This window comes from Streptomyces sp. NPDC032822, from assembly GCF_055578825.1.
This window is the reverse complement of record NZ_JBVIOL010000008.1, coordinates 425,674-449,621: the sequence shown is the minus strand read 5'-3', so window position 1 is coordinate 449,621 and position 23,948 is coordinate 425,674. Positions and strand designations below refer to the sequence as shown.

Here is a 23,948-nt window from a genome sequence, read left to right as displayed (position 1 = left end):
ACGCCACGGCGCGCAGCGTCCTCGACTACCGGGCCGGCCGTCGCTCCGAGAACGTGCCGGTGCCGCGCAGCTGACCCATCAGCTCCCGCACGACCGCCGCCCCGTTCAGGGTGAGCACCGACTCCGGGTGGAACTGCACGCCGGCGAAGCCGGGCCCGCGCAGCGCGTGCACCTCGCCGGATCCGGAGCGGCTCACCTCCACGCCGTGCGCGGCCAGTTCGGCGGCGCTCTCCTCGTCGCAGCGCGCCACGAAGCTGTTGTAGAAACCGACCGTCTCCGGCCGCCCGAACAGCTCGATCTCCGTCTGCGCCCCCTGGTGGGGCACGTCCTTGCGTACGATCTCCAGCCCCAGCTCGGCCGCGATCAGCTCGTGCCCGAGGCAGACGCCGAGGACGCCGTGCCGGTTCTCCCGGAGCGCCTCGGCGGTCAGCGCGCGCAGGAACCGCATCTTGGCATCCGCGCTGTCGGCGGGGTCGCCCGGACCGGGGCCGAGGACGAGCGGCCCCTCGTGCGCGCGGACCGTCTCCGTCAGACCGGGCTCGTCGTAGCGCCGCACGGTGACGGTCAGCCCCGACGACCGCAGCACGTGCGCGAGCATCGCCGTGAAGGTGTCCTCCCCGTCGACGACCAGTGCGTGGCCGGACAGCTCCGCCCCCTTGCCGGGGGCTTCCTGCATCCGCAGCCAGAACGGCGCCAGCGAGGACCGGCGCCCGTCCAGCGCGGCCCGTACCCGGGCGTCGTCGGCCAGCCGGGGGCGCGTGTGCTCCTCCCGCGGCCGCCCCGGCCGTACGCCGAGCGCCGCCAGCACCCCCGCTGCCTTCGCGTGGGTCTCCGCGACCTCGCCCGCCGGGTCCGAGCCCCGCACCAGCGTGGCGCCGACGGGCACCCGCAGGTTCCCGTCCGCGTCGATGTCGGCGGTACGGATGAGGATGGGGGAGTCGAGGGTCTGGGCCCCGCCCGAGTCCTTCCCGATCAGGGCCAGTGCCCCCGCGTAGTACCCGCGCCCACCGACCTCGTGCCGTTCGATGACCCGGCAGGCGTTCTGCACCGGCGAACCGGTGACGGTCGCCGCGAACATCGTCTCCTTCAGCACCTCCCGCACATCCAGCGAGGAGCGCCCGCGCAGCTCGTACTCGGTGTGCGCGAGATGGGCCATCTCCTTGAGCCGGGGCCCGATCACGACGCCGCCCATGTCGCCGACCGTGCACATCATCTTGAGCTCCTCGTCGACGACCATCGACAGCTCCTCGATCTCCTTGCCGTCGGCGAGGAAGCCGAGCAGATGCTCGGGGGTCGGCCCCTCGGCGGGATAGCGGTACGTTCCGCTGATCGGGTTCATGACGACGGTCCCGCCGGACATCCGCACATGCACCTCGGGACTCGCCCCGACCAGGGTCCGCTCCCCGGTGTGCACGACGAACGTCCAGTAGGCGCCCCGCTCGCCTTCGAGGAGCCGTCGGAACAGGGCCAGCGCGTCCGCGCGCGAGAACCCCGGGATCCCGCCCCCGTACGTCCGCCGGATCACGAAGTTCGCGCCCTCGCCCGCCCCGATCTCCTCCCGCAGCACCCGCCCGACGATCTCCGCGTACGCCTCGTCGCCGACGTCGAAGCCGCCGTTCTCGACCCGCACGTCATGCGCGGGGAGCTGCGCGAGGGCCTCCTCCAGGGCCAGTGAGTGGCTCTCCTCCGGCGTGAGCACCGCGAGCGGGGTGCCGTCGTCGCGGACGTCGAAGCCGCGTTCGCGGATCTGCCGGAAGGGGATGAGCGCGAGGCCCTGGTCGGGGAGGTCGGCGAGCCGGTCGCAGGTGGTGACGGGGCCGATCAGCAGCTCGACCGTGTGCTCGTCGTGGCCGGGGGTGCGGCGGCGCAGCAGGGCGAAGGGGCGGGGGTCGTCCACGAGCTGTGTCAGGTCCATGGTTCCTCTTCCAACGATGTCGATCGATGTCGATGTCGGTGAGGAACGACCCCGGAAACACCGAAGGCCGCCCCTCGGGCGGCCTTCGCGAAGTCTTGCGTACGCGCAGTTCAGTGGGCCGCCGGATGAGCGGTCCACCACCAGTTCTGGGTCGAGTGCGCGAACATGCGACGCACCCTACCCCACGCGCACCTGAGCACGTGGGCGTCTCACCTGTCGAGCCGTGCGAAAACGACTCGACACGACCCCGTAATGTTGAGGCGTGACCGTGAACGCTAAGACCAGCGCCAGCGCTGGCAACACCTGGCGAGACCTGCCCGCGGCGCAGCAGCCCGAGTACCCCGACACCGAGGCTCTGCGCGCAGTGATCGCGGACCTCGAGTCGTATCCGCCGCTCGTCTTCGCGGGCGAGTGTGACCAGCTGCGCGCCCGGTTGGCGGCCGTCGCCAAGGGAGAGGCGTTCCTCCTCCAGGGCGGCGACTGCGCCGAGGCCTTCGACGCGGTGTCCGCCGACCACATCCGCAACAAGCTCAAGACACTGCTCCAGATGGGCGCCGTGCTGACGTACGCCGCCTCGGTGCCGGTCGTGAAGGTCGGCCGTATCGCCGGCCAGTACTCCAAGCCGCGCTCCAAGGGCACCGAGACCCGCAACGGCGTGACGCTGCCGACCTACCGGGGCGACTCGGTCAACGGCTTCGACTTCGACGAGAAGTCCCGGATCCCGGACCCCGAGCGCCTGAAGCGGATGTACAACGCCTCCGCCTCGACGCTCAACCTGGTGCGCGCCTTCACCACCGGCGGCTACGCCGACCTGCGCCAGGTGCACGCCTGGAACCAGGACTTCGTGAAGTCGTCCCCGTCGGGCCAGCGCTACGAGCAGCTCGCCCGCGAGATCGACCAGGCGCTGAACTTCATGCACGCCTGCGGGGCCGACCCGGAGGAGTTCAAGACCGTCGAGTTCTACGCCTCCCACGAGGCGCTGCTGCTCGACTACGAGTCCGCGCTCACCCGCGTCGACTCGCGCACCGGGCAGCTGTACGACGTCTCGGCGCACATGGTGTGGATCGGTGAGCGCACCCGGCAGCTGGACCACGCGCACATCGAGTTCGCCTCGAAGATCCGCAACCCGATCGGCATCAAGCTCGGCCCGACGACCACGGCCGAGGAGGCGCTGCAGTACATCGAGCGTCTCGACCCGGACCGTGAGCCGGGCCGGCTGACCTTCATCGTCCGCATGGGCGCCGACAAGGTCCGGGACAAGCTGCCCGAGCTGGTCGAGAAGGTCACCGCCTCGGGCGCGACCGTCGCCTGGATCACCGACCCGATGCACGGCAACACCTACGAGGCGGCCTCCGGTCACAAGACCCGGCGCTTCGACGACGTGCTCGACGAGGTCAAGGGCTTCTTCGAGGTCCACAAGGGCCTGGGCACCCACCCGGGCGGCATCCACGTCGAACTCACCGGTGACGACGTCACCGAGTGCGTGGGCGGCGGCGACGAGATCTTCGTCGACGACCTGCACCAGCGCTACGAGACGGCCTGCGACCCGCGGCTGAACCGCAGCCAGTCCCTTGACCTGGCGTTCCTGGTCTCCGAGATGTACAGGGACCAGTAGCGGGGTCACCTGTTACAGGAGCATGCACTGGGGCGCGGATCACATACGATCCGCGCCCCACAGCACTTTTACGACTCCGGCGAGCCGGGTAAGGTTAGGTTAGCCTCACCGATTAAACGGGACGGCATCAAGCGAGCGATCCCGGCGGGAGGTGGACCGCGTGTACGTCTGCAACTGCTTCGGAGTGACCGAGGCGCAGGTGAAGAAGCACGCGGCGGACGGCGCCTGTACGCCCCGCCAGATAGCCTCCGCCTGCAAGGCGGGCACGGACTGCGGTTCGTGCGTCCGTCGGATCCAGGCGCTGCTGGGCCGGGGCGCGTACCCGCACCGTGAGTCGGCCGACGAGAGCCGGCCGGTGTTCGCCGAACTGGAAGACGCGGCCTAGAGCGGGCCTGGAGCCCGTAGCGGCTCGCCCGGCTCCCCGGTCCTAGCTCTCCGGCTGCTCGATCAGCTGGGCGAGATAGAGCGCCTCGCCGAGCTTCTCCAGCAGTTCCAGCTGGGTGTCGAGGTAGTCGATGTGGTGCTCCTCGTCCTCAAGGATCGACTCGAAGATGTTCGCGGACGTGATGTCGCCCTTGGTGCGCATGACCTCGATGCCGCGCTTGAGGCGGTCGATCGCCTCGACCTCCACCTGCCGGTCGGCCTCGAACATCTCCTTGACCGTCTGCCCCACGCGGACGTGGAAGAGGCGCTGGTAGTTCGGCAGGCCGTCCAGGAACAGGATCCGGTCGGTGAGCACCTCGGCGTGCTTCATCTCGTCGAACGACTCGTGCCGGGTGTACTTCGCGAGCTTCGTCCAGCCGAAGTTCTCCTGCATCTTCGCGTGCAGGAAGTACTGGTTGATCGCGGTCAGCTCACCGGTGAGCTGCTCGTTGAGGAATTCGATGACCTCGGGGTCGCCCTGCATCGCAGAGGCTCCTTCCGACCGGGGGGAACTGGCGGGTTGCGCCGCATCCTTGCATCGGTCACGAAGATCGTCCAGTAAGTCTTCACTTAGTAAGTAAGGGCATGCTTAGTTCTATTTGCCCGGTTTGGGTGGAGGTTGGTCATGTGCACTGCCCCGGGTCTGTCAGGATGGACGTATGGGTCAGCCGGTGGAACGTGAGTCGGGAGAAGCGGCGCCCTCCGAGCTTCCGCCGGGGCAGCGACTGCAACGGGGCTGGCCGGTCACCCACTACGGCCCGGTCCCCAAGTTCCGGCCCGAACGCTGGGAGTTCCGGGTCTTCGGCGCCACCGCGGACGGCGAGAAGCACTGCTGGAATCACGAGGAGTTCACGGCCCTGCCGTACTCGTCCGTCGTGGGCGATCTGCACTGCGTGACGAAGTTCAGCATGCCGGGCGCCGAGTGGGGCGGCATTCCCGCCCGGACCCTCCTGGAGATCGCCCCGCCCGCCCCGGCCGTCACCCATGTGATGGTGTGGGCGGAGTACGGGTTCAGCTCCAACCTGCGCCTGTCCGACTTCGCGTCCGAGCGCACGATCTTCGCCACCCACAAGGGCGGCGAACTCCTCACGGCGGAACACGGCTTCCCGCTCCGCCTGGTCGTCCCCCACCTGTACGCGTGGAAGGGCCCCAAGTGGGTCCGCGGTGTGGAGTACATGACCGCCGACCGCCGCGGCTTCTGGGAGGAACGCGGCTACCACAACGTCGGCGACCCCTGGCGGGAACAGCGCTACTCCTACCAGGAGGAGCCCGGGGACGGTCCCGAGCTCTGACCGGCGTACGGCGTCCTCAGCCGTCCCGCAGCTTCTTCAGCCGCTCCACGTCCGCCGCGTGCCCCTCCTTGCCGCCGGGCGTCTCGATGATCAGCGGTACGCCCTCGGTCGCGGGATGGGTCATCAGCGCGCGGAACGGGTCCTCGCCAATGTGACCGGCGCCGATGTTCTCGTGCCGGTCCTTGTGGGCGCCGACCACGTCCTTGGAGTCGTTGGCGTGGATCAGCCTCAGCCGGCCCTCGCCGACCGTGTCCACCAGCAGGTCCAGCGTCTGGTGCATACCGGCCGGCCCGGTCAGGTCGTGCCCGGCCGCGAAGATGTGGCAGGTGTCCAGGCACACACCCAGCTTCGGATGGGCGTCCAGCGCCTCGAAGTACGGCCCGAAGTCCCAGGTCCGCGAACACAGCGAGGAGCCCTGTCCGGCGGTCGACTCCAGGAGCAGGAACGGGTCCTCGTCGTGGGTGAGTTCGTCGAGCAGCGGCAGCAGGTGTTCCCGTACCTGGCGCAGCGCCACGGACCGGTCCCGGCCACCGGTCGCGCTGCCGGTGTGCACGACCACGCCCAGGGCCCCGATCTCCCGGCCGCGCCTGAGCGAGTGCCGCAGCGACTCGACGGACTTCTCCACGGTCGCCTCGGTGTGCGAACCGAAGTTGATCAGATAGGGGGCATGGACGTACGCAGGGATCGACTCGGCCGCGCACACCGTGCGGAACTCCTCGTCCTGCCGCGGGTTCCCGACGGGCGTGGCCCAGCCGCGCGGGTTGGCGACGAAGACCTGCACGGCCTCGGCGTTCAGGTCATGGGCGTAGGACAGACCCACGGAGTGGAGGCCGCCGGCCACGGGGACGTGGCCGCCCACGGGGTTGCGGGAGGGGCCGGGTCGTTGACTCTTCACCCGTCCAGGGTGTCATGCGGCCCGGCCCCTCCCGTCCGCCCGGTCAGCGGATCGTGATGGTGACCGTCGATCCCTTGGGGGCGCTCTGCCCGCCCTCCACGGACTGGCTCTTGACGGTGTCGCCGAAGAGCCCGAGCAGTCCGCGGTCCTCGTCGACCGCGAAACCGGCGCCCTCCAGCTGCTCCTTGGCCTCGTCGACGCTGTCCCCGACCACGTCAGGTACCTCGATCATCTCGGGGCCCTTGGACAGCGTCAGCGTCACGGTGTCGCCCTCGGCCGCGGTGCTGCCGTCCTGCGGCGTCTGACGCGCGACCTGACCCTTGTCGTACTCGGAGGAGGTGACCTCCTCGGCGGAGACCTTCACCTTCAGGCCCGCCTCCTCCAGGTCCGCCCGCGCGTCCTGGAGGGACTCACCGGTGACGTCCGGGACGTCGATCGGGCTGCCCTTGCTGACGGTGAGCGCGACCGCCGAGCCCGCGCGCCGCTTGGTGCCCGTGCCCGGCTCCGTGGCGATCACGGAGCCCTTGGTCACCTCGTCGCTGAACTCCCGGGTGATCATGCCCGGTTCCAGTCCGCTGTCCTTCAGCCGGGCCTTCGCCTTGTCCAGCCGGTAGCCCTCCACGTCGGGCACCCGCACGGTCTGCGGGCCGTCGGAGAGGGTGAGGGTCACCGGGTCGTTGTCCCGGATCTTGGAGCCCGGCTTCGGGTCGGTGCCGATGACGGTGCCGCGCTTCACGGTGTCGCTGTAGGCGTGCTCGACCTTGCCGACCTCCAGACCGGCCTCCTCCAGCCGGTCCCTGGCCTGCGCCTCGGTCTTCGCCAGCAGGGGCGGGACCTGGGTGAACTGGCCGGAGTTGATGTACCAGACGCCCGCGCCGAGGCCGAGCACCAGCAGCACGGCCGCCACGATCGTGACGAGCCGGCGCTGTGATCTCACGCGGCGGCGCGGCGGCAGGGGGGCCGGGCTCCGCAGCCGGCTCGTGCGGTGGACGCCGGCCTCCGGCTCGTCCTCGTTCACCGGCAGCGGGCGCGGCACGGTCAGGCTGCGCGGGATGACGCTCGTCAGGTCGTCGGCCATGTCGTGCCCCGAGGAGAGCGCCTGGGGCGGCATCGCGTCCAACTGGTCCTCGCTGAGCGCGGCGCGCGCCTCGCGCGCCTGGGCGAGCAGCGCGACCGCGTCGTACGGGCGGATCGCGGCGGACCGGGCGGTCGCCGAGGCGACCAGCTCGTCGATCCCGAACGCCAGCCCCGGCACGATGGCCGAGGGCGGCGGGACGTCCTCGTGCAGGTGCTTGTAGAGGATCACGGCGGGGGAGTCCCCGTCGTGCGGCCGCTCGCCGGTGAGCATCTCGTAGAGGACGACACCGCACGCGTACACGTCGACGCGGGGGTCGGCGGCACCCGGCTGTTCGATCTGCTCGGGCGCGAGATACGAGACCGTGCCGAGGACGGCCCCGGTGGTGCTGGTGACGGTGTCCACGGACCGGACCAGCCCGAAGTCGGCGACCTTGACCCGGCCGTCGTCCCCTATCAGCACGTTCTCCGGCTTCATGTCCCGGTGCACGAACCCCGCGCGGTGCGCGGAGCCGAGCGCGGCGAGCACGGGCTCCAGGATGTCCAGGGCGGCGCGCGGCTGCAGGGCCCCGCGCTCGCGCAGCACGTCGCGCAGGGTGCACCCGGCGACGTACTCCATGGCGAGATAGACGTACGACCCGTCGGTGCCCTGGTCGAAGACCTGCACCACGTTCGGGTGCGCGAGCCGGGCGACCGACTTCGCCTCCCGGATGAACCGCTCGACGAAGGTCCCGTCGGCCGCGAGCGAGGGGTGCATCACCTTGAGCGCGAGCACGCGGTCGAGGCGGATGTCCACGGCCCGGTAGACCGTGGCCATGCCGCCGACCGCGATCCGCGCGTCCACGCGGTAGCGTCCGTCGAGCACGTACCCGACCAGCGGGTCCTGAAGGGTCGTATCCACGCAGGCGAGTGTACGAGCCACGACTGACACGTCCGCCGGTTCGTCCGGGATCGGGGCGGGACTGAAGCTCACCTGTGACGGAGGTCGCACCGACCGCCCGCTCTAGTCGAACGTGCGTTCAGGAGGCGGGCGGTTCAGGTCACCGGTCGCTCAGAACGCGGGCCGTTCGGGATCCAGGCGGGCCAGCCCGGCCGAGGGCGAGGACGCCTCCGCGAAGTGGCGCCGAGGGATCCGCCCCGCCCGGCGGGCCAGCCGGCCCGCCTCCACCGCGTGCCGCATGGCCTCGGCCATCAGCTGCGGCTCCTGCGCCCGGGTCACCGCCGAGGCGAGCATCACACCCGCGCACCCCAGCTCCATCGCCAGCGCCGCGTCCGACGCCGTACCGGCCCCCGCGTCCAGGATCACCGGCACGCGCGCGTGCTCGACGATCAGCTGGAAGTTGTGCGGATTGCGAATACCGAGCCCCGATCCGATCGGCGACCCGAGCGGCATGATCGCGGCGCACCCGACGTCCTCCAGCTTCCGCGCGAGGACCGGATCGTCGTTCGTGTACGGCAGCACCGTGAACCCGTCGTCCACCAGCGTCTCCGCCGCGTCCAGCAGCTCGATCGGATCCGGCAGCAGGGTCCGCTCGTCGGCGATGACCTCCAGTTTGACCAGGTCGGTGCCGAGCGCCTCGCGCGCGAGACGGGCGGTGAGGACCGCCTCGCCGGCCGTGAAACAGCCCGCCGTGTTCGGGAGCACGCGGATGCCGAGCTTCTCCAGCACCGACAGCACCGAACCGTGCGCGTCCGGGCTGACCCGGCGCATCGCGACCGTCGTCAGCTCGGTGCCGGAGGCGACCAGGGCCCGCTCCAGCACCTCTGGGCTGGGCGCCCCGCCGGTGCCCATGATGAGACGGGACGTGAAGGACGCAGCGCCGATGACGAAGGGATCGTCGGCCATGGGTCAGCCTCCTTGGACGGCGGTGAGGACCTCGACACGGTCTCCCTCGGACAGGGACGTGGCGGACCACCGCGCGCGCGGGACGACGGTTTCGTTGAGCGCGGCGGCCACTCCGGAGGGCGCCGCGGTGAGCGAGCGGACGAGGGCGTCGAGGGCGGTGCCGGCGGCGATCTCGTGCCGCTCGCCGTTGACCGAGATGTTCATGCGGGCTGCTCCGTGCGGACGGCGCCGAAGCGCTCGGGTGTGAAGGGACGGGCCTCGTCCGGGAGTTCACCGGTGACCAGGGCGTGTGCCAGGGCGTCGCCGGTGACCGGTGTGAGCAGCACGCCGTTGCGGTAGTGCCCGGTGGCCAGCAGCAGCCCGTCGAGGCCGGTCGGGCCGAGCAGCGGCGCGTTGTCGGGGGAGCCCGGCCGCAGCCCGGCCCGCGTCTCCGTCAGCGGCAGCTCGGTGATCCCGGGCACCAACTCGTGCGCGTCGCGCAGCAGCTCGTACACGCCGCCCGCGGTCACCGTCGTGTCCCAGCCCAGTTCCTCACTGGTCGCGCCGACGACCAGCTCACCGTTCTCCCGGGGCACCAGGTAGACCTGGCTGCCGCGCACCACGGCCCGCACCGTCCGGCTCAGGAACGGCGCGTACGGCTCGGGCACGGTCAGCCGCAGCACCTGCCCCTTCACGGGCCGTACGGGCGGCAGCACGCCCTCCGGGACCCCCTTCAGACGTCCGCTGAGACTGCCCGCGGCCAGCACCACCTGCCCGGCGCCCAGGACCGTGCCCTCGCGCGTGACGACACCGGCCGCCCGCTCCCCTACCGTCGACAGCCGCTCCGCCCAGGTGCGGTGGAGGACGACCCCGGCCCGCTCGCACGCGGCCAGCAGGGCCGCCGCGAGCCGCCTCGGGTCGATCTGGTGGTCCCCGTCGACCCGCAGCCCGCCGCGCACGCCGGGCGCGAGCAGCGGCTCCAGACGCCGGCACTCCCGCCCGGACAGCCACTCGGACTCCAGGCCCGACCGCTGTTGCAGCGCGTGCAGTTCGCGCAGATGGGCGCGGTCGTCGGCGTCCAGCGCGACGGCGAGCGTGCCGCACCGGCGGTAGCCGAGGTCGCGCCCGGTGAGGTCGGTGAGTTCGGCCGCGAAGTCCGGATAGCGGCGGGCCGACTCCAGGTTCAGGCCGAGCAGGGTCTGCTCGCCGTAGTGCAGTTCCGTGACGGCGGCCAGCATCCCGGCCGCCACCTGGGCGGCCCCGCCGCCCGGCTCGGGGTCCACGAGGGCCACGGTGAACCCGCGCTGCGCGGCCCGCCAGGCCGTGACCAGGCCGATGATTCCGCCCCCGACGACAAGGACGTCTGACGTACGCGTAGGCGACATGGGTGTCCAGCCCCTCCCTTCGCCGGCATGACCCGGATCAGGTTCGTACGGTCGGAGGCCGCCAGCCTCCCTCTCAGCCCGGTGCGTCCGGACTCCCGCGAGTGTTTTCGGTGCTGGGGTCCAGGAGTCGCCCCCCGGGGAATGCAGCACCATGGCCACCCTAGTCGTTGGTCCGGCGCCTCTGTAAGGGAGCCTTTCGTCATGACACGCTCGCTCGACGGCCTCTTCCTCGCCCCCGTGGCCGACCAGGCTCCGGGGCAGGTGGGCACCCGCACCCGGTTCGCGTACCACGAGAGGGACGGCGAGATCTGGGCCGAGTACGCGGGCGGGGACGTCGTACGCGGGCACCTGGTGGGGACGCGCGAGGGCGACCGCCTGGACTTCCGGTACGTACAGCTCAAGCGGGACGGGACGACGTCCTCGGGCCACTGTCTGTCGACGGTCCTCGAACTGCCCGACGGGCGGGTGCGGCTGGAGGAGACCTGGGAGTGGGAGTCGCAGCCGGGCAACGGGACCAGCGTCGTGGAGCAGCTCACCGAGCACACCCCCTGACTGACTGTTCGTCAGTTGTCTATGGTGATCAGGTGAGCGAGCAGACGCAGGATTCGGGCCCCTCCGAGGGCACCCGGCAGTCGCGGAGCGTGGTCGTCGTCGGCGCGGGCATGGCCGGGGTACAGACCGCGGTCGCCCTGCGGGAACAGGGCTTCGACGGCACCGTGACACTGATCGGCGCGGAGCCCCACCAGCCGTACGACCGGCCCCCGCTGTCCAAGGCGGTCCTGCTCGGCAAGGCCGAGGGCTCCGCCTTCGACGTGGACTTCGAGGCACTCGGCATCGAACTGCGGCTCGGGCGCGAGGTCCTGGGCGTCCGCCCCGGCGACCACGAACTGGACACCGCCGAGGGACCGGTGCCCTACGACGTCCTGGTCCTCGCCACCGGCGCCGAACCGATCCGGCTGCCGGGCGCCGAGGGCGTGCCCGGCGTGCATCTGCTGCGCACTCTGGACGACGCCGAGCGACTGCGCCCGGTGCTCGCCCGGCAGCACGACATCGTGGTCGTCGGCGCGGGCTGGATCGGCGCCGAGTTCGCCACGGCGGCCCGCGAGGCGGGCTGCGCGGTGACGGTCGTGGAGGCCGCCGACCGGCCGCTCGCGGGGGCGCTGCCCCCCGAGGTGGCCGCGCCGATGGCCGGTTGGTACGGCGACGCCGGTGCCTCGCTGCGCACCCACGCGCGCGTGCGGCGCGTCGAGCCCGGCGCGGTGCTGCTGGACGACGGCTCCCGGCTGCCCGCGGACGCCGTGGTCGTCGGCATCGGCGCCCGCCCCGCCACGGCCTGGCTGGCCGGCTCCGGCATCGAGCTCGGCGCCCACGGCGAGGTGGTCGCCGACGCCCGCCTGCACACCTCTGTACCGGACGTCCACGCGGTCGGCGACTGCGCCTCCTTCCCTTCGGGAAGGTATGGCGAGCGCCTGTTGGTCCACCACTGGGACAACGCCCTCCAGGGCCCGCGCACGGTCGCCGCGAACATCCTCGGCGAGGCCACCGGCGAGCCCCCGGCCCTCTACGACCCGGTCCCGTACTTCTGGTCCGAGCAGTTCGGACGCTTCGTCCAGTACGCCGGCCACCACGCGTCCGCCGACACCACCCTGTGGCGCGGCGACCCGTCGGGCCCGGCCTGGACGGTCTGCTGGCTGCGGGAGGGCTCTCTGGTCGCCCTGCTGGCGGTGGGGCGCCCCCGGGACCTGGCGCAGGGGCGGCGGCTGATCGAGGCGGGGGCACGCATGGACGCCGCGTTGCTGGCCGACCCGGCGCGGCCCCTGAAGGCCGCCACGGCATAGCGGGACTCCCGAGGACGGTCACGGCGTCAGGGGAAACCGCAGGTCGGGCGGGCCCGGCTTCCGACTGTCGGTGCGGGATGGCACGCTTGTCCCGTGACCGAGATTGACGCAAAGACCGAGGCTCTCGTCCCCGCCTGGCTCACCCTCCCCGACATCGCAGAGCTGCTCGACGTCGAGGTGACGCGTGTACGGCAGCTGGTCAAGGACGGCCAGATCATCGCCGTACGCCGTGGTGAGAACCGCGCGCTGCACGTCCCCGCCGCCTTCATCGACGGGGTCGAGCAGAAGGTCGTCAAGGGCCTCACCGGCACCCTGACGCTCCTCAGGGACGACGGCTTCTCCGACGAAGAGATGCTGGAGTGGCTCTTCACCCCCGACCCGAGCCTGCCCGGCACCCCCGCGCAGGCCCTCGCCGAGAACCGCGGCACGGAGGTGAAGCGCCGGGCCCAGGCGCTCGCCGTCTGACCTCGCGGTCCGACCCGAGCAGGCGGATCCGGGCAGGCTGATCCGAACATCGTCCGGCGTGCGGGCCGTGGCCCACCGGGAGGCGCGGAGCCACCCCTGTGGTTCACTGCGGCCTGCCGCCGCCGACCGCACCGGCCCACGGCCCGCACGCCATCGACATCGGGGGACACACCCATGACCACGACGCCCGACTCCGACGCCCGCGACCAGCTCCCCGACGCCCGGCTCTACCTCTGCACGGACGCCCGCAAGCGGCAGGGCGACCTCAGGGAGTTCCTGCACGCGGTCCTGGACAACGGCGTCGACATCATCCAGCTGCGCGACAAGACCCTGGAGGCGGACGAGGAACTGGGCCTGCTGGAACTGTTCGCCGACACGTGCCACATGTACGGCAAGGTGCTCGCGGTGAACGACCGCGCCGACGTGGCGCACGCGATCCGGGCCGCCCACCCCTGGGGGCCCGCCGTCCTGCACCTGGGCCAGGGCGACCTCCCGGTCCCCGCCGCCCGCGCGATCCTCGGCGAGGACATCCTCATAGGCCGCTCCACGCACTCCGAGTCCGAGGCCGCCGAGGCCGCCACCCAGGAGGGCGTGGACTACTTCTGCACCGGCCCGTGCTGGCCCACCCCCACCAAGCCCGGCCGCCACGCCCCCGGACTCGACCTCGTCCGGTTCACCGCCTCCCTCGGCACCACCCGCCCCTGGTTCGCCATCGGCGGCATCGACCTCGGCAACCTCGACGAGGTGCTGGAGGCCGGCGCCCGCCGGGTCGTGGTGGTGCGCGCCGTCACGGAGGCGGACGACCCGGGCGCCGCGGCGGCCGAGTTCGCCAAGCGGCTGCGGCAGGTATGAGGTCCGTCACAGCGGTTCGGCACGGCCACAGATGTCCGAGGGGTGGACAACAAGTCGACAAAACGGGCAAATTTCCGGGATCCGGTTGGGGGACCGCCGTCCCCTGACTAACCTGCGGGTATGGCCCTCGGCACCGCATCCACCAGGTCGGACCACGCCCGCACCGTGCGCGACATGCTCGCGACCGGCAAGACGACGTACTCGTTCGAGTTCTACGCCCCGAAGACCGCGAAGGGCGAGCGGAACCTGTGGAACGCGCTGCGCCGGGTCGAGGCCGTCGCGCCGGACTTCGTCTCCGTGACCTACGGCGCGGGCGGTTCCACCCGCGCCGGCACCGTCAAGGCGACCGAGGCGATCGCCTCCGACACCACGCTCACCCCGATCGCCCACCTCACCGCGGTCGACCACTCGGTGGCCGACCTGCGCAACATCATCGGGCAGTACGCCGACGCCGGGATCCGCAACATGCTGGCGCTGCGCGGCGACCCGCCCGGCGACCCCATGGGCGACTGGGTGCCGCACCCCCGGGGCCTCACCTACGCCGCCGAACTGGTCGAACTCATCAAGGCGTCCGGTGACTTCTGCGTCGGCGTCGCGGCTTTCCCCGCCATGCATCCGCGCTCCGCCGACTGGGACTCCGACGTCCACCACTTCGTCGACAAGTGCCGTGCGGGCGCGGACTACGCGATCACCCAGATGTTCTTCCACCCGGAGGACTATCTGCGGCTGCGCGACAAGGTCGCCGCCGCCGGCTGCGACACCCCGGTCATTCCCGAGGTCATGCCGATCGCGAGTGTGAAGAGCCTGGACCGGGTGCCGTCCCTCACCAACGCGGCCTTCCCGCCCGTCTTGAAAGAGCGAATCCTCACAGCAAAAGACGATCCGGCGGCTGTACGCTCCATTGGCATCGAATACGCCACGGAGTTCTGCGCCCGGCTGCTGGCCGAGGGAGTGCCCGGACTGCACTTCATCACGCTCAACAACTCCACGGCCACACTGGAGATCTACGAGAACCTGGGCCTGCACCACCCGCCGGAGGCCTAGACCGGCCGCACCGGTATACGACACACTGCGTAGCGGTTATTGGGAGAGGGGCGTACATGGGCTGGACGGTCCTCTACATCGCGTTCGGCGTCGTCGCGCTGTGGCTGCTCGGCGAGGTGCTGCTGCAGTACAAGGCGCGCCTGCGCTGGCGGTTGCTCGCCTTCGGCGGCTTCGCTTTCGTCGTACTCGGCGTCCTGATTCCCAACGTGATCGTCATCGCTCTGGGTGCCGCCGCCTTCGCGGTCGGCCAGACCTACGTCACGCTCTCCTTCCGTCGCGGCTTCGCGTCCGGCTGGGCGGTCAGCCGCCCGGGCACCGAGGGCACCAAGCGCCGCCGCGGCAAGGCCGAGCAGCAGGACCCGACCCTGGAGGTCTCCGACCTCGAAGCGGCCGAGGCCGGCTTCGGCGACGACGCCCGGTACAGCCGGGACACCGGCTCCTACGGCAACGACGACTACGACCGCGACGACGTGTTCACCCCCGCGCGCCCCCTCGACCCCACGGCCGCCGAGACCACCTCCGTGTACGAGCCGCAGCCGCTGCCCGACGACACCGGTTCGTACGGCGTATACGGCGGACCCGGATACGCGGGTGCCGGCTCCTATGGCACCGCGGAGCAGGACCAGAGCCAGGGCCACGACCAGAGCCAGGGTCAGGACCAGTACGCGGCAGCCGCCCAGGCCACCGACCAGACCTACGGGTACGACGGCTACTCCGGCTACGACCAGCAGCAGTACGGCTACGACATGGCCGGACAGCAGCAGTACGCGGCCTACTCCGACCCGTACATCGGCACGCAGACGTACGGCGGCGGCTCCTACGACGCCTCCTACGGCGGCCAGCAGCAGTACGACCAGGGCTACGGGCAGGACCAGTACGGCAACGCCACATACGCCGGGGAGACGCCGGCCGGCGGGGTGTGGGTGCCGCAGCAGCGCAGCACCGACGACCCCTACGGGGGCGAACTCCCGCCGGAGCAGCAGTACCCCTACCAGGGCAACGACAACGGCAACGGCCAGGCGCAACAGGGCAACGGCTACGACGAGCAGTACCGGTTCTGAACCGCCGCCGGACCAGGGACCCGAAGGGTCCCCGTGCCCGCCCCCGGTCCCGTCATCCGGACGTTCACTGAGAGCCCCGGAACTCCGGCCCCTCCACGACCAGTCCGGCCACCAGCGCACCCGACATCCCCGCGTGCGGAAGACCGCCGCCCGGGTGCGACCAGCCGCCGGCGCTGAACAGACCCGGTATCGCCGTGTGGTTGGACGGATGCAGCAGGGTTCCCACGGCCGAGGCCAGAGACGGTGCGGGCACTCCGCCGTCCTCGGCGCCCGTCTCCTCACGCGTGTGCACCGGCGTCCGCACCTCGCGCCACAGCATCCGCTCGCGCAGCCCCGGGATCGCCCGCTCGGCGGCGGCGACCATCCGGTCGGCGAAGGCGTCCGCGGCACCGGCAACGGTCCAGTCGTGGTGCGTCTGTGACGGGACCGTCGAGGTGAGCACCACGGACTCGTGTCCGTCGTCGGGGCGCAGCGCCGGGTCGTCCGGCCGGTCGATGCGGACCGTGGGGTGCTCCGGCGGCACACCGAGCGAGAAGAGCTCCAGCTCGCTTCGCGGGTCCTGACCGTGCACGACGGTGCGGTGCGCGGTGTCCGCCGGCCGGGCGCCGCGCAGGGCCAGGCAGACGACGACCCGGCCGGGGGCCAGGCCCTCGGGGCGGGGCTCCACCGCCTCCGCGTCGTACAGCGCCCGGCCCCGCACCAGGTCGCCCAGCCGCCAGGGCCCGCCGCCGACGACCGTGTCGGCCTCCACCAGTTGTCCGTCGGCGAGCTCCAGGCCCGCTGCCCGGCCGTCCTTCTCCAGCACCCCGGTGACCTCGGCGCCGAAGACGAACCCGACCTTCCTGGCCACGCACCGCTCGTACACCGCGCGCGCCAACTCCCGCACCCCACCGCGGACATACCAGGTCCCGAAGGCGTGCTCCATGTACGGCAGCACGGCCGCGCTCGCCGGGGCGTCGCCCGGGTCCAGGCCGTAGGCCAGCGCGTAGTTGTCCAGGAGGGCGGCGAGCCGGGGGTCGCGCAGCTCCCAGGCGCCGATCTCGGCGAGGGTGCCGGCCCGGCGGGTGCGCAGCAGCCGCTTGTGGGGGACCGCCGGATACGGCTCGCGCTCGGCCAGCACCGACCAGTTCGCCCACAGGGGCTCCTCCAGGAGCGGCCTGCGGGTGCGGTCCCAGGCCTCCCGCGCCCGCACCAGGAAGTCGCCCCAGCGCTGTCCGGCCCCCGACCCGAGCGCCTCGTCCAGAGCGGCGACGGCGCCCGCGCGCGAGGCGTTCGGCAACGACACCCGGGTGCCGTCCGCGAAGAGGTGGTGCGAGGACGGGTCGACCTGGACCAGCTCGACGCGGGACTCCAGCGGCTCCTTGCCGGTCTTGACGAAGAGGTCGCGGTAGACCGCGGGGAGGGTCAGCAGCCCGGGGCCCGTGTCGAAGGAGAAGCCGTCCCGCTCGAAGCGGCGCACCGCTCCGCCGTACGTCTCCGTACGCTCGTACACCGCCACCCGGTGGCCCGCGACGGCCAGCCGGGCAGCGGACGCCATCGCGCCCATCCCGGCGCCGATCACCGCAATCCGTGCCATGCCTGCGACTTTATCGGCCGCCACTGACAGCGCGGCCACGGCCGTCGATCACCGGCGGTCGACGGCGGCCGGTGCCGGTCGCTGTCGGTCGGGGGTGGTCCGCCGTCAGTCCGGTGGTCGGCCCGTGCGCGTGGCCAGCCGTCTCTCCTCCCGCCGTTGGGCCCTGCGGCGCAGGAACCTCCGGATGCGGGAGACCAGGAAGTAGAGCACGATCAGCCCCGCGACCAGGAGCACGGCCGCGATGACCGCCGCCGCCTCCGGGTGGAACATCGCGAAGGTGACGATCCCGCCGACCCCGAGATCCTCGGCCAGGCTCAGGACCACGTTGCTGAAGGGCTCCGGCGAGGCGTTGACCGCCATCCGCGTCCCGGCCTTGACCGTGTGGCTGGCCAGGGCCGTCGAACCGCCGATCAGTCCCGCCGCCACATCGGAGAGCGAGCCGCTCTGCCCGGCCAGCAGCGCCCCGACCCAGGCACCGGAGACCGGCCGGATCACGGTGTGAGCCGCGTCCCAGACCGAGTCGACGTACGGGATCTTGTCGGCGACCGCCTCGCACAGGAACAGGACGCCGGCCACGACGAGGACCTCCGGACGCTGCAGCGTCTCGGGGACGTCGTCGCTCAGCCCGGTCGCGCCGAACACGCCGAGCAGCAGCACCACCGCGTACGCGTTGACACCGCTGGCCCAGCCGCTGGTGAACACCAAGGGGAGTACGGACACGGAGGCGATCGTAACCAGTTGGCGACAGGGCGTCCTGGGGGTGAGTGCGCAGGGCTGAGTATCCGTACCTAGTCCATGAGATAAGTACGCGCACGGATGGGGTCCGACCTGCGGGAACGAGAGAGTGGAGGCACGGAGAAGGGGCAAGGCTCCGGCACCGGCGACACGGGGCGCCGGAACGGAGCCGCCCCCGATCCGCTCCTTCCGCCGGCCGATGTCGGCGGGAGCGAGACACGGGGGAACCCGGGGGAACGACCGTACGGGGGCCCAACGGGGGGAGTACGGGGGAAACGGGGGAGTACGGGGGAAACGGGGGAGCAGGAAGAAGGCGCCGGTTCGAGGTGGTCCGCGGGGGACGCGGCCACGTCGGACCGGCGCCTTCCTGTGTCCGCCGGCCGCGGCGGCCGTGACCGGATGCTCAGCCGCGGTCGGCCGTCGTCGGCCCTGTGCCGTCGTCAGCCGCGTCCGCTGACCCGCCCCTGAAGAAGCCGGGACAGCGCCGCGTGCACATCGTCCAGGGAGCGTTCCGCCTGGAAGGCCTGCCAGTCCAGGGCGGCCACCAGCACCATGCCGACCAGCGCGGCCGCGGTCAGCTGGATGTCGATCTCGTCGCTGAACTCGCCGCTCTCCACGCCCTCGCGCAGAACCCCCTCGACCACCGCGACGGCCTCCTGCCGGACCACCATGAGCGTGGACTGCCAGGCCCGGTTGGTACGCCACAGCTCCGCCACGTACAGCTGGGTGAAGGACGGGTAGGTCTGGATGAAGACGAGCCCCGCGCGGATCATCGCGTCCAGGGCGTCGACCTTGCTGCCGCCCTGGCGGGCCGTCAGCTCGGCGGCGTCCCTGAGGGAAGCGGACAGGAGTTGCACCCCGTGCCGCAGCAACTCCTCGAAGAGGACCGACTTGCTCGCGAAGTTGTAGTAGACCGTGCCCTTCGCGACCCCCGCACGCTCGGCGATCTCGTCCACCGTGGTGGCGGAGAAACCCTGCTCGGCGATGAGCGTGACGGCCGCCTCGTAGAGCTTCTGCCGGGTGGCCTCGCGGCGCGTACTGACACCCGGCGTGGCGCTGCTGCTTTCCATGGTCCTGATTGTCACAGGAGCGGTCCCTCCAGGGCGCCCCGAGGCGGCACCGTCACCGTCGCCCGGGGAATCGTCACGGGGCTCACAGCGTCAGCTCCGGGTGCAGCCGGTCCAACGTCCAGACCTGTCGGCGGCGGGCGGAGAGCGCGGTCAGCGCCAGGGCGCCCGCGGTGAACGCCGCCAGTACGGCGCACGCCTGCCAGACCGGGCCGAGGCCGCCGCCGGTGATGAGCCTCCTGAGGGCCTCCACGACGTAACTCATCGGCAGGAAGGGGTGCAGCGCGTTGAAGAAAGCGGGACTGGTCTGCACGGGATAGGTGCCGCCCGCGGAGGTCAGCTGGAGCATCAGCAGGGCGAGGACGAGGATCCGGCCGGCCGGCCCGAAGCGTGCGTTCAGCCACTGCACGATCGCCGCGAAGCACGCCGTCACCAGGAACAGGAAACCGACCGTTCCGGCCGCCCGGACCATCTCCAGGCCCACCGCCCAGTGCAGCACCGACATCAGGGCCAGGGTCTGGAGCACCCCGATCGCCACCACCGGCAGCCAGCCCGCCAGCGCGATCCGCCAGGCCGAGGCGCCCGCGGCGAGGGCACGCCGGTTCATCGGCGCGATCAGCATGTAGGCCACCATCGCGCCCACCCACAGGGACAGCGGGATGAAGTACGGGGCGAATCCGGTGCCGTAGTTGGGCGCCTTGTGCAGGTCCCTGGAGACGAGCTGGACCGGATCCGCCATGACCCCGGTCCGCTGGTCGCGGTCCTTCTTGTCGTAGTCGGGGATCTGCCCGGCGCCGTCGTGCAGCCCGTCGGAGAGCTGCCCCGAGCCGCCGACGAGCCGGTACATCCCGCCGTTCAGGTCCTCGGCGCCCGCCTTGAGGTCACCGACCCCCTCGTCGAGATCGGTGGCGCCGGTCTCGGCCGTACCGATCCCCGTGTGCAGCGCCTTGGCGCCCGCGGCGACCTTCGCGGCGCCCTCGTTCAGCTTGTTGATCTTCGCTACGGCGTCGTCGAGGTCCTCGGCGAGGTGCGGAGACCGGTCGGCGAGCGCCCGGGCCTGCTTCTGGAGCGTGCCGAGGTGGCCGTCGAGCTTCTTCAGGTCGCCGTCGTGGTCGGCGACCAGGGTGTCGAGGTCGTCGGCGACCTTGGCCACGTCCGAGGCGGCCTGGGCGGCCTTCTCCAGGTCGGCGCAGGCCGCGTCGGGCAGTACGGGGTCCTCGCAGCGCGCCTTGTGGACGGCGTCCAGACTGTCGGAGGCAGCGTGGGCCCCCTTGGCGGCGGCCGGGGCGGTCTTCACCAGCGTGTCGAGGTTGTGGCGGATCGCCGCCGCCGAGTCGGCGACCAGCCGGGCCGTGTCGCCGATGGTCTTCTCGTTGTCGTCGAGGAAGGGCCCCACCTTGTCCGCGACCCCGTTGACCCGGTCGGCGAGGGCCTGCGTGCCCGTCGCGACCTGCCGCGAACCGTCCTCCAGGTCGTCCGCGCCGCTGCCGAGCCGCGTCAGCCCCGTGGACAGCTTGCCGCTGCCCTTCTTGGCGTCCTTCAGACCGTCGGCGAGGTCCTGGGACCCCTTCTCCGCCTTGCCGATGCCCCCTTCGAGGTCGTCGGCCCCCTCGGCGGCCTTCACCGTCTCGCCGTGGATGTCCGAGAACGAGACGAAGATCCGGTCGAGGAACGACCGGGACGCCTTGGTGGAGGCGGCCGTGCGCACCTCGCTGAACACCGTCCGCGAGATCTGGCCGACGATGTAGTTGTTCGCGTCGTTCGTGCGGACCTGGAGCGCGCCCGTCTCGGGGGAGTCCCCCGAGCTGGAGGCGATGCGCCGGCTGAAGTCGGCCGGCATGGTCAGCGACAGGTAGTACGTGCCGTCCTCCACGCCCGCGCGTGCCTCGTCGGCGCTCACCCGGTGCCAGTCGAAGACCTCGCTCTCGCGCAGCCCCTCGGTGATGTCGTCCCCGGCGGCGAGGCGCTTCCCGTCGGCGCTCGCCCCCTTGTCGTCGTTGACGAGTGCCACGGGGATGCGGTCCAGGCGGCCGTACGGGTCCCAGAACGACCACAGGTACAGGGCGCCGTACAACAGGGGCAGCACCAGCAGCGCGACCAGGGCGGCGCGCGGCAGCCTCCCCCTCCCGAAGCGGCGCAGCTCAAGCGCGGCCAGTCGCGGCGAGCGCATCGGCCTCCTCCTCCGTGTCGTCGGTGTCATCAGTGGCATCTGCGGCGTCTGTGTCGTGCACCGGGCCGGGTGTGCGGGTGGAGATCGTGACGGCGCCCGCGGGGGCCTGGGCGCACGCCGCCAGGACGGTGGTCCCGGACTCGGCGATCGACGTCAACAGAGCCCACACCTCGGTGCGTTCGGCCTCGGACAGCTTCAGGTCGACGTCGTCGACCCCGAGCAGCCCCGGCCGCCCGACGAGCGCCAGCGCCACCGACAGCCGCAGCGCCTCGACCCGCTCCAGATCGCGTACGGCGGTCCGGGAGCCCTTGGGCAGGGTCGTGAGGTCGAGGCCCGCCGAGGCGAGCGCGGCGTCGAGGAGTGCCTTCGTCGCGCCGACCCGCTCCGCGCGCGGGCGCAGCAGTCCTCGCAGGGATCCGCCGTAGCGCCGCTGCAGCAGGGCCCGTTCGTGCAGGTGCTCGCCGACGGTCAGGGCCGGTTCCAGGTCGGTGACACCGCTGACGTGCGCGAGCCCGCTGACCCGGCGGACGGCCCCCGACTGCTTCGGCAGCCGCGCCGCCCCCACGGTCGCCGTGCCCTCGGTGGCCTTCATCCGCCCGGTGAGCGCGAGCAGCAGACTCGTACGGCCCGACCCCGACGAGCCCTCGACCGCGATCAGCGATCCGGGCTCCGCGTCGATGCCGACCCCCCGGAAGGCCCAACCGCGAGGGCCCCTGAGGCCGAAGTCCTCGGCTGTGACGCGGATGCCGCCCACAGTCCCCCCATGTCTTCGAACCGACCGGTTCCCGAACCGGTCGCGCTTTTAAACTGACTGGTCAGTGCAAAAACTAACCCGAACCTTCGTTTGAAGCAAAAGCCCAGGTCAGAACGGATTGTCAGTGGCATACCGCACGATGGGCACATACGGCACCCCGTATCGGGCGCGCCGTCACACGACGACAGGAGGTTCGTCATGGCCACCAACCACGCAGCCGCCGCCCGTCGGCGCCGCGCCACCGGCCCTGCCCCCTCACTGAACGGCCCGGCGAGCGATGTGCACCCCGTGCTCCGCCGTACGACCGCCCCACCCGCCGCCCTCGATCTGCTCGCCCAGGCCCGCGCCGGTCTCGACGAGGCCGCGACCCTGGAGACGTCCAACGAGCGCTATGCGACGGCCCACCTGGCCGCCCTGCGCACCGCCGCCGCCGTGCTCGCCGCGCGGGGGCGCCCGGAGCCCACGACCCGACGCCGGGCCCGCATCCGGAGCGCCTGGGAAGTGCTCCCCGAGATAGCGCCCGAACTCGCCGAGTGGAGCGTGCTCTTCGCCTCCGGGGCCCGGCGTCGCGCCCGGGCGGAGGCTGGCATCCAGGGTGCGGCCACCCGCCGGGACGCCGACGACCTGATCCGTGACGTGGCGATGTTCCTGCGCCTCGTCGAGCGCATGCTCGTACTCCAGCCGGTGCTGCCCCAGCCACGCCAGGACCCGGACCGGGCCGACGGGCCGGAGGGCCGGGCCGGCACCGACCACGACGACGTCACCGAACCCCGAGACCTCACCCACCACCGAGACCTCACCGACCACCGCGACTACACCGACCCCCGCGACCGGGGCTTCCCGGACGCGGGCTGACCACGGGCCGACAGCCGACGTACCCGCGGTGCGGGCGACCGCGGTGGCGCCACACCGCGGTGACCGGCCGGAGCGCGGAACGCAATAGGGTGGGGAGCGCCTGAAGCCTTCCCCCACCCGCATCCCGGGGCGGGGAAGCACCCCGTTCGCGCCGCCCCTGCCCGAGGCGGTGCCGCGCCGAGGAGTCAACTGCCGTGTCGGACCCGATGCGCCCCCGCGCCTCTCTCCGTACCGCCGTGGTCTGGGAGGTCCTCCAGGACGCCCTCGACCGCCGGGTCAAGGCCACGGGACGCCAGGTGCTGGACATCCTCGACACGGGCGGCGGCAGCGGCAACTTCGCCGTGCCCCTCGCCCGCCTCGGCCACCGGGTCACCGTCGTCGACCCCAGCCCGAACGCGCTGTTCGCGCTGGAGCGCCGTGCCGCCGAAGCCGGTGTCGCCGACCGCGTGCAGGGCGTCCAGGGCGACGCCCACGGCCTCTTCGACGTGGTCGAGCGCGGTGGCTACGACGTGGTGCTCTGCCACGGCGTCCTGGAGTACGTGGACGACCCGGCCGACGGCGTCCGCAACGCGGTGGCCGCGCTCCGCTCCGAGGGCGTGCTCAGCCTGCTCGCCTCCGGTCTCGGCGGCGCCGTGCTCGCCCGGGCCCTGGCCGGCCACTTCACGGAGGCCAAGCAGGCCCTCGACGACCCGAACGGCCGCTGGGGCGACGGCGACCCCGTGCCGCACCGCTTCACCGCCGACCAGCTCACCGCACTGGTCGAGGGCGCGGGCCTCACGGTCGGCGCCGTGCACGGTGTGCGGGTCTTCGCCGACCTCGTCCCCGGGGTACTGGTCGACACCGAACCCGGTGCCGTGGAGGCGCTGCTGAAGCTGGAGGCGGCGGTGGCCGAGCTCCCCGCCTTCCACTCCGTGGCCACGCAGCTTCATGTGCTCGGTGAGACCGCGGTGACCACCGAGGGCTGAGCCGCCTCTCCCGCCGTGCTGCTGATCAGGGACTTGGGTGCACATGGAGTACGCCACAGGCCCCCCGCTCGCGCGCTGTGCGCCGTATGATCGAGGGAGACCACCCGGCATGACGGGTCGGCTCCTGGGGAATGGAATCTTC

General features: G+C 71.9%; 24 protein-coding genes and 1 riboswitch. Of the genes, 11 read left to right on the top strand and 13 right to left on the bottom strand.

What is annotated here, in order from left to right; genetic code table 11:
- Positions 1-25 precede the first annotated feature (25 nt).
- Together ACZ5VD_RS24920 and ACZ5VD_RS24915 are read right to left on the bottom strand one after the other, a co-directional pair.
- Complete coding sequence (locus tag ACZ5VD_RS24920; protein WP_468549381.1) at positions 26-1,915, bottom strand: anthranilate synthase family protein; 1,890 nt, start codon at positions 1,913-1,915, stop codon at positions 26-28.
- A gap of 110 nt (positions 1,916-2,025) precedes the next feature.
- The gene (locus tag ACZ5VD_RS24915; protein ID WP_071528813.1) at positions 2,026-2,082 is read right to left on the bottom strand and encodes a trp operon leader peptide; all 57 of its coding nucleotides are present in this window, start codon (positions 2,080-2,082) and stop codon (positions 2,026-2,028) included.
- 95 nt (positions 2,083-2,177) lie between these two features.
- Here ACZ5VD_RS24915 and ACZ5VD_RS24910 point away from each other — a divergent pair, with 95 nt between their 5' ends.
- A complete protein-coding gene (locus ACZ5VD_RS24910) occupies positions 2,178-3,530 on the top strand; it encodes a class II 3-deoxy-7-phosphoheptulonate synthase (protein WP_468549382.1) in 1,353 nt (450 codons plus the stop codon).
- A gap of 151 nt (positions 3,531-3,681) precedes the next feature.
- On the top strand, positions 3,682-3,915 hold the full coding sequence (locus ACZ5VD_RS24905) for a (2Fe-2S)-binding protein (RefSeq protein WP_468549383.1): 234 nt from the start codon (positions 3,682-3,684) through the stop codon (positions 3,913-3,915).
- Positions 3,916-3,957: 42 nt separating this feature from the next.
- Here ACZ5VD_RS24905 and bfr read toward each other — a convergent pair whose 3' ends face one another.
- Positions 3,958-4,437 (bottom strand): bacterioferritin, encoded by a 480-nt coding sequence (gene bfr, locus ACZ5VD_RS24900; protein ID WP_468549384.1) that lies wholly within the window; start codon positions 4,435-4,437, stop codon positions 3,958-3,960.
- Between the two features lie 175 nt (positions 4,438-4,612).
- On the opposite strand from bfr, the gene ACZ5VD_RS24895 reads away from it, so the two are divergent.
- Positions 4,613-5,245, top strand: a complete 633-nt coding sequence (locus ACZ5VD_RS24895) for a sulfite oxidase-like oxidoreductase (protein ID WP_468549385.1) — start codon at positions 4,613-4,615, stop codon at positions 5,243-5,245.
- Between the two features lie 16 nt (positions 5,246-5,261).
- Here the strand turns inward: ACZ5VD_RS24895 and ACZ5VD_RS24890 are convergent, their stop codons facing one another.
- The 5 genes from ACZ5VD_RS24890 to thiO form a co-directional block, all read right to left on the bottom strand.
- Positions 5,262-6,140, bottom strand: a complete 879-nt coding sequence (locus tag ACZ5VD_RS24890) for a deoxyribonuclease IV (protein ID WP_468549386.1) — start codon at positions 6,138-6,140, stop codon at positions 5,262-5,264.
- Between the two features lie 43 nt (positions 6,141-6,183).
- On the bottom strand, positions 6,184-8,115 hold the full coding sequence (pknB, locus tag ACZ5VD_RS24885) for a Stk1 family PASTA domain-containing Ser/Thr kinase (RefSeq protein ID WP_468683320.1): 1,932 nt from the start codon (positions 8,113-8,115) through the stop codon (positions 6,184-6,186).
- Between the two features lie 150 nt (positions 8,116-8,265).
- A complete protein-coding gene (locus tag ACZ5VD_RS24880) occupies positions 8,266-9,060 on the bottom strand; it encodes a thiazole synthase (protein WP_468549388.1) in 795 nt (264 codons plus the stop codon).
- Positions 9,061-9,063: 3 nt separating this feature from the next.
- Positions 9,064-9,264, bottom strand: a complete 201-nt coding sequence (gene thiS / locus ACZ5VD_RS24875; RefSeq protein WP_468549389.1) for a sulfur carrier protein ThiS — start codon at positions 9,262-9,264, stop codon at positions 9,064-9,066.
- Complete coding sequence (gene thiO / locus ACZ5VD_RS24870; RefSeq protein WP_468549390.1) at positions 9,261-10,424, bottom strand: glycine oxidase ThiO; 1,164 nt, start codon at positions 10,422-10,424, stop codon at positions 9,261-9,263. The genes thiS and thiO overlap by 4 nt, the downstream gene beginning before the upstream one ends.
- Positions 10,422-10,533: riboswitch (TPP riboswitch) on the bottom strand. It overlaps the preceding gene by 3 nt.
- Positions 10,534-10,625: 92 nt before the next feature.
- Here thiO and ACZ5VD_RS24865 point away from each other — a divergent pair.
- The 6 genes from ACZ5VD_RS24865 (at position 10,626) to ACZ5VD_RS24840 (ending at position 15,684) form a co-directional block, all read left to right on the top strand.
- Positions 10,626-10,976 (top strand): avidin-fold protein, encoded by a 351-nt coding sequence (locus tag ACZ5VD_RS24865; protein WP_468549391.1) that lies wholly within the window; start codon positions 10,626-10,628, stop codon positions 10,974-10,976.
- Positions 10,977-11,008: 32 nt separating this feature from the next.
- Entirely contained in the window at positions 11,009-12,262 is a 1,254-nt protein-coding gene (locus ACZ5VD_RS24860; RefSeq protein ID WP_468549392.1) for an NAD(P)/FAD-dependent oxidoreductase, read from the top strand.
- 93 nt (positions 12,263-12,355) lie between these two features.
- Positions 12,356-12,727 carry an Rv2175c family DNA-binding protein gene (locus tag ACZ5VD_RS24855; protein ID WP_468549393.1) on the top strand — a complete coding sequence of 124 codons (372 nt, stop codon included), beginning with the start codon at positions 12,356-12,358 and terminating at the stop codon, positions 12,725-12,727.
- A gap of 174 nt (positions 12,728-12,901) precedes the next feature.
- Positions 12,902-13,579 (top strand): thiamine phosphate synthase, encoded by a 678-nt coding sequence (thiE, locus tag ACZ5VD_RS24850; RefSeq protein ID WP_468683319.1) that lies wholly within the window; start codon positions 12,902-12,904, stop codon positions 13,577-13,579.
- A gap of 120 nt (positions 13,580-13,699) precedes the next feature.
- Positions 13,700-14,623, top strand: a complete 924-nt coding sequence (gene metF, locus ACZ5VD_RS24845; RefSeq protein ID WP_468683317.1) for a methylenetetrahydrofolate reductase [NAD(P)H] — start codon at positions 13,700-13,702, stop codon at positions 14,621-14,623.
- 56 nt (positions 14,624-14,679) lie between these two features.
- Positions 14,680-15,684: an SCO2102 family sporulation regulator gene (locus ACZ5VD_RS24840; protein WP_468549396.1), complete on the top strand. Its 1,005-nt coding sequence runs from the start codon at positions 14,680-14,682 to the stop codon at positions 15,682-15,684.
- Positions 15,685-15,748: 64 nt separating this feature from the next.
- On the opposite strand, the gene ACZ5VD_RS24835 is transcribed toward ACZ5VD_RS24840, so the two are convergent.
- The 5 genes from ACZ5VD_RS24835 to ACZ5VD_RS24815 form a co-directional block, all read right to left on the bottom strand.
- On the bottom strand, positions 15,749-17,260 hold the full coding sequence (locus ACZ5VD_RS24835) for a phytoene desaturase family protein (protein ID WP_468683316.1): 1,512 nt from the start codon (positions 17,258-17,260) through the stop codon (positions 15,749-15,751).
- Positions 17,261-17,365: 105 nt separating this feature from the next.
- Positions 17,366-17,980, bottom strand: coding sequence for a DUF4126 domain-containing protein (locus ACZ5VD_RS24830; RefSeq protein ID WP_468549398.1), 615 nt, complete (start codon positions 17,978-17,980; stop codon positions 17,366-17,368).
- Positions 17,981-18,435: 455 nt separating this feature from the next.
- Entirely contained in the window at positions 18,436-19,065 is a 630-nt protein-coding gene (locus tag ACZ5VD_RS24825) for a TetR/AcrR family transcriptional regulator (protein WP_468549399.1), read from the bottom strand.
- An 82-nt stretch (positions 19,066-19,147) separates the two neighbouring features.
- Positions 19,148-21,232 carry a YhgE/Pip family protein gene (locus ACZ5VD_RS24820; RefSeq protein WP_468683315.1) on the bottom strand — a complete coding sequence of 695 codons (2,085 nt, stop codon included), beginning with the start codon at positions 21,230-21,232 and terminating at the stop codon, positions 19,148-19,150.
- On the bottom strand, positions 21,204-21,986 hold the full coding sequence (locus tag ACZ5VD_RS24815; protein ID WP_468683314.1) for an ATP-binding cassette domain-containing protein: 783 nt from the start codon (positions 21,984-21,986) through the stop codon (positions 21,204-21,206). Before ACZ5VD_RS24815 ends, ACZ5VD_RS24820 begins: the two co-directional genes overlap by 29 nt.
- Before the next feature lie 198 nt (positions 21,987-22,184).
- Here ACZ5VD_RS24815 and ACZ5VD_RS24810 point away from each other — a divergent pair, with 198 nt between their 5' ends.
- Together ACZ5VD_RS24810 and ACZ5VD_RS24805 are read left to right on the top strand one after the other, a co-directional pair.
- Positions 22,185-22,841 (top strand): SAV_6107 family HEPN domain-containing protein, encoded by a 657-nt coding sequence (locus ACZ5VD_RS24810; RefSeq protein WP_468549402.1) that lies wholly within the window; start codon positions 22,185-22,187, stop codon positions 22,839-22,841.
- Between the two features lie 194 nt (positions 22,842-23,035).
- Positions 23,036-23,806, top strand: a complete 771-nt coding sequence (locus ACZ5VD_RS24805; protein WP_468683313.1) for a methyltransferase — start codon at positions 23,036-23,038, stop codon at positions 23,804-23,806.
- Positions 23,807-23,948: the final 142 nt, after the last annotated feature.

Bases quoted from the DNA above. Each gene is read 5' to 3' on its own strand.
- metF (WP_468683317.1), top strand. From the start codon at position 13,700: ATGGCCCTCGGCACCGCATCCACCAGGTCGGACCACGCCCGCACCGTG.
- ACZ5VD_RS24825 (WP_468549399.1), bottom strand. From the start codon at position 19,065: ATGGAAAGCAGCAGCGCCACGCCGGGTGTCAGTACGCGCCGCGAGGCC.
- ACZ5VD_RS24920 (WP_468549381.1), bottom strand. From the start codon at position 1,915: ATGGACCTGACACAGCTCGTGGACGACCCCCGCCCCTTCGCCCTGCTG.
- ACZ5VD_RS24840 (WP_468549396.1), top strand. From the start codon at position 14,680: ATGGGCTGGACGGTCCTCTACATCGCGTTCGGCGTCGTCGCGCTGTGG.
- thiO (WP_468549390.1), bottom strand. From the start codon at position 10,424: ATGTCGCCTACGCGTACGTCAGACGTCCTTGTCGTCGGGGGCGGAATC.
- thiE (WP_468683319.1), top strand. From the start codon at position 12,902: ATGACCACGACGCCCGACTCCGACGCCCGCGACCAGCTCCCCGACGCC.
- bfr (WP_468549384.1), bottom strand. From the start codon at position 4,437: ATGCAGGGCGACCCCGAGGTCATCGAATTCCTCAACGAGCAGCTCACC.
- ACZ5VD_RS24895 (WP_468549385.1), top strand. From the start codon at position 4,613: ATGGGTCAGCCGGTGGAACGTGAGTCGGGAGAAGCGGCGCCCTCCGAG.
- thiS (WP_468549389.1), bottom strand. From the start codon at position 9,264: ATGAACATCTCGGTCAACGGCGAGCGGCACGAGATCGCCGCCGGCACC.
- ACZ5VD_RS24810 (WP_468549402.1), top strand. From the start codon at position 22,185: ATGGCCACCAACCACGCAGCCGCCGCCCGTCGGCGCCGCGCCACCGGC.
- ACZ5VD_RS24880 (WP_468549388.1), bottom strand. From the start codon at position 9,060: ATGGCCGACGATCCCTTCGTCATCGGCGCTGCGTCCTTCACGTCCCGT.
- ACZ5VD_RS24835 (WP_468683316.1), bottom strand. From the start codon at position 17,260: ATGGCACGGATTGCGGTGATCGGCGCCGGGATGGGCGCGATGGCGTCC.
- ACZ5VD_RS24865 (WP_468549391.1), top strand. From the start codon at position 10,626: ATGACACGCTCGCTCGACGGCCTCTTCCTCGCCCCCGTGGCCGACCAG.
- ACZ5VD_RS24820 (WP_468683315.1), bottom strand. From the start codon at position 21,232: ATGCGCTCGCCGCGACTGGCCGCGCTTGAGCTGCGCCGCTTCGGGAGG.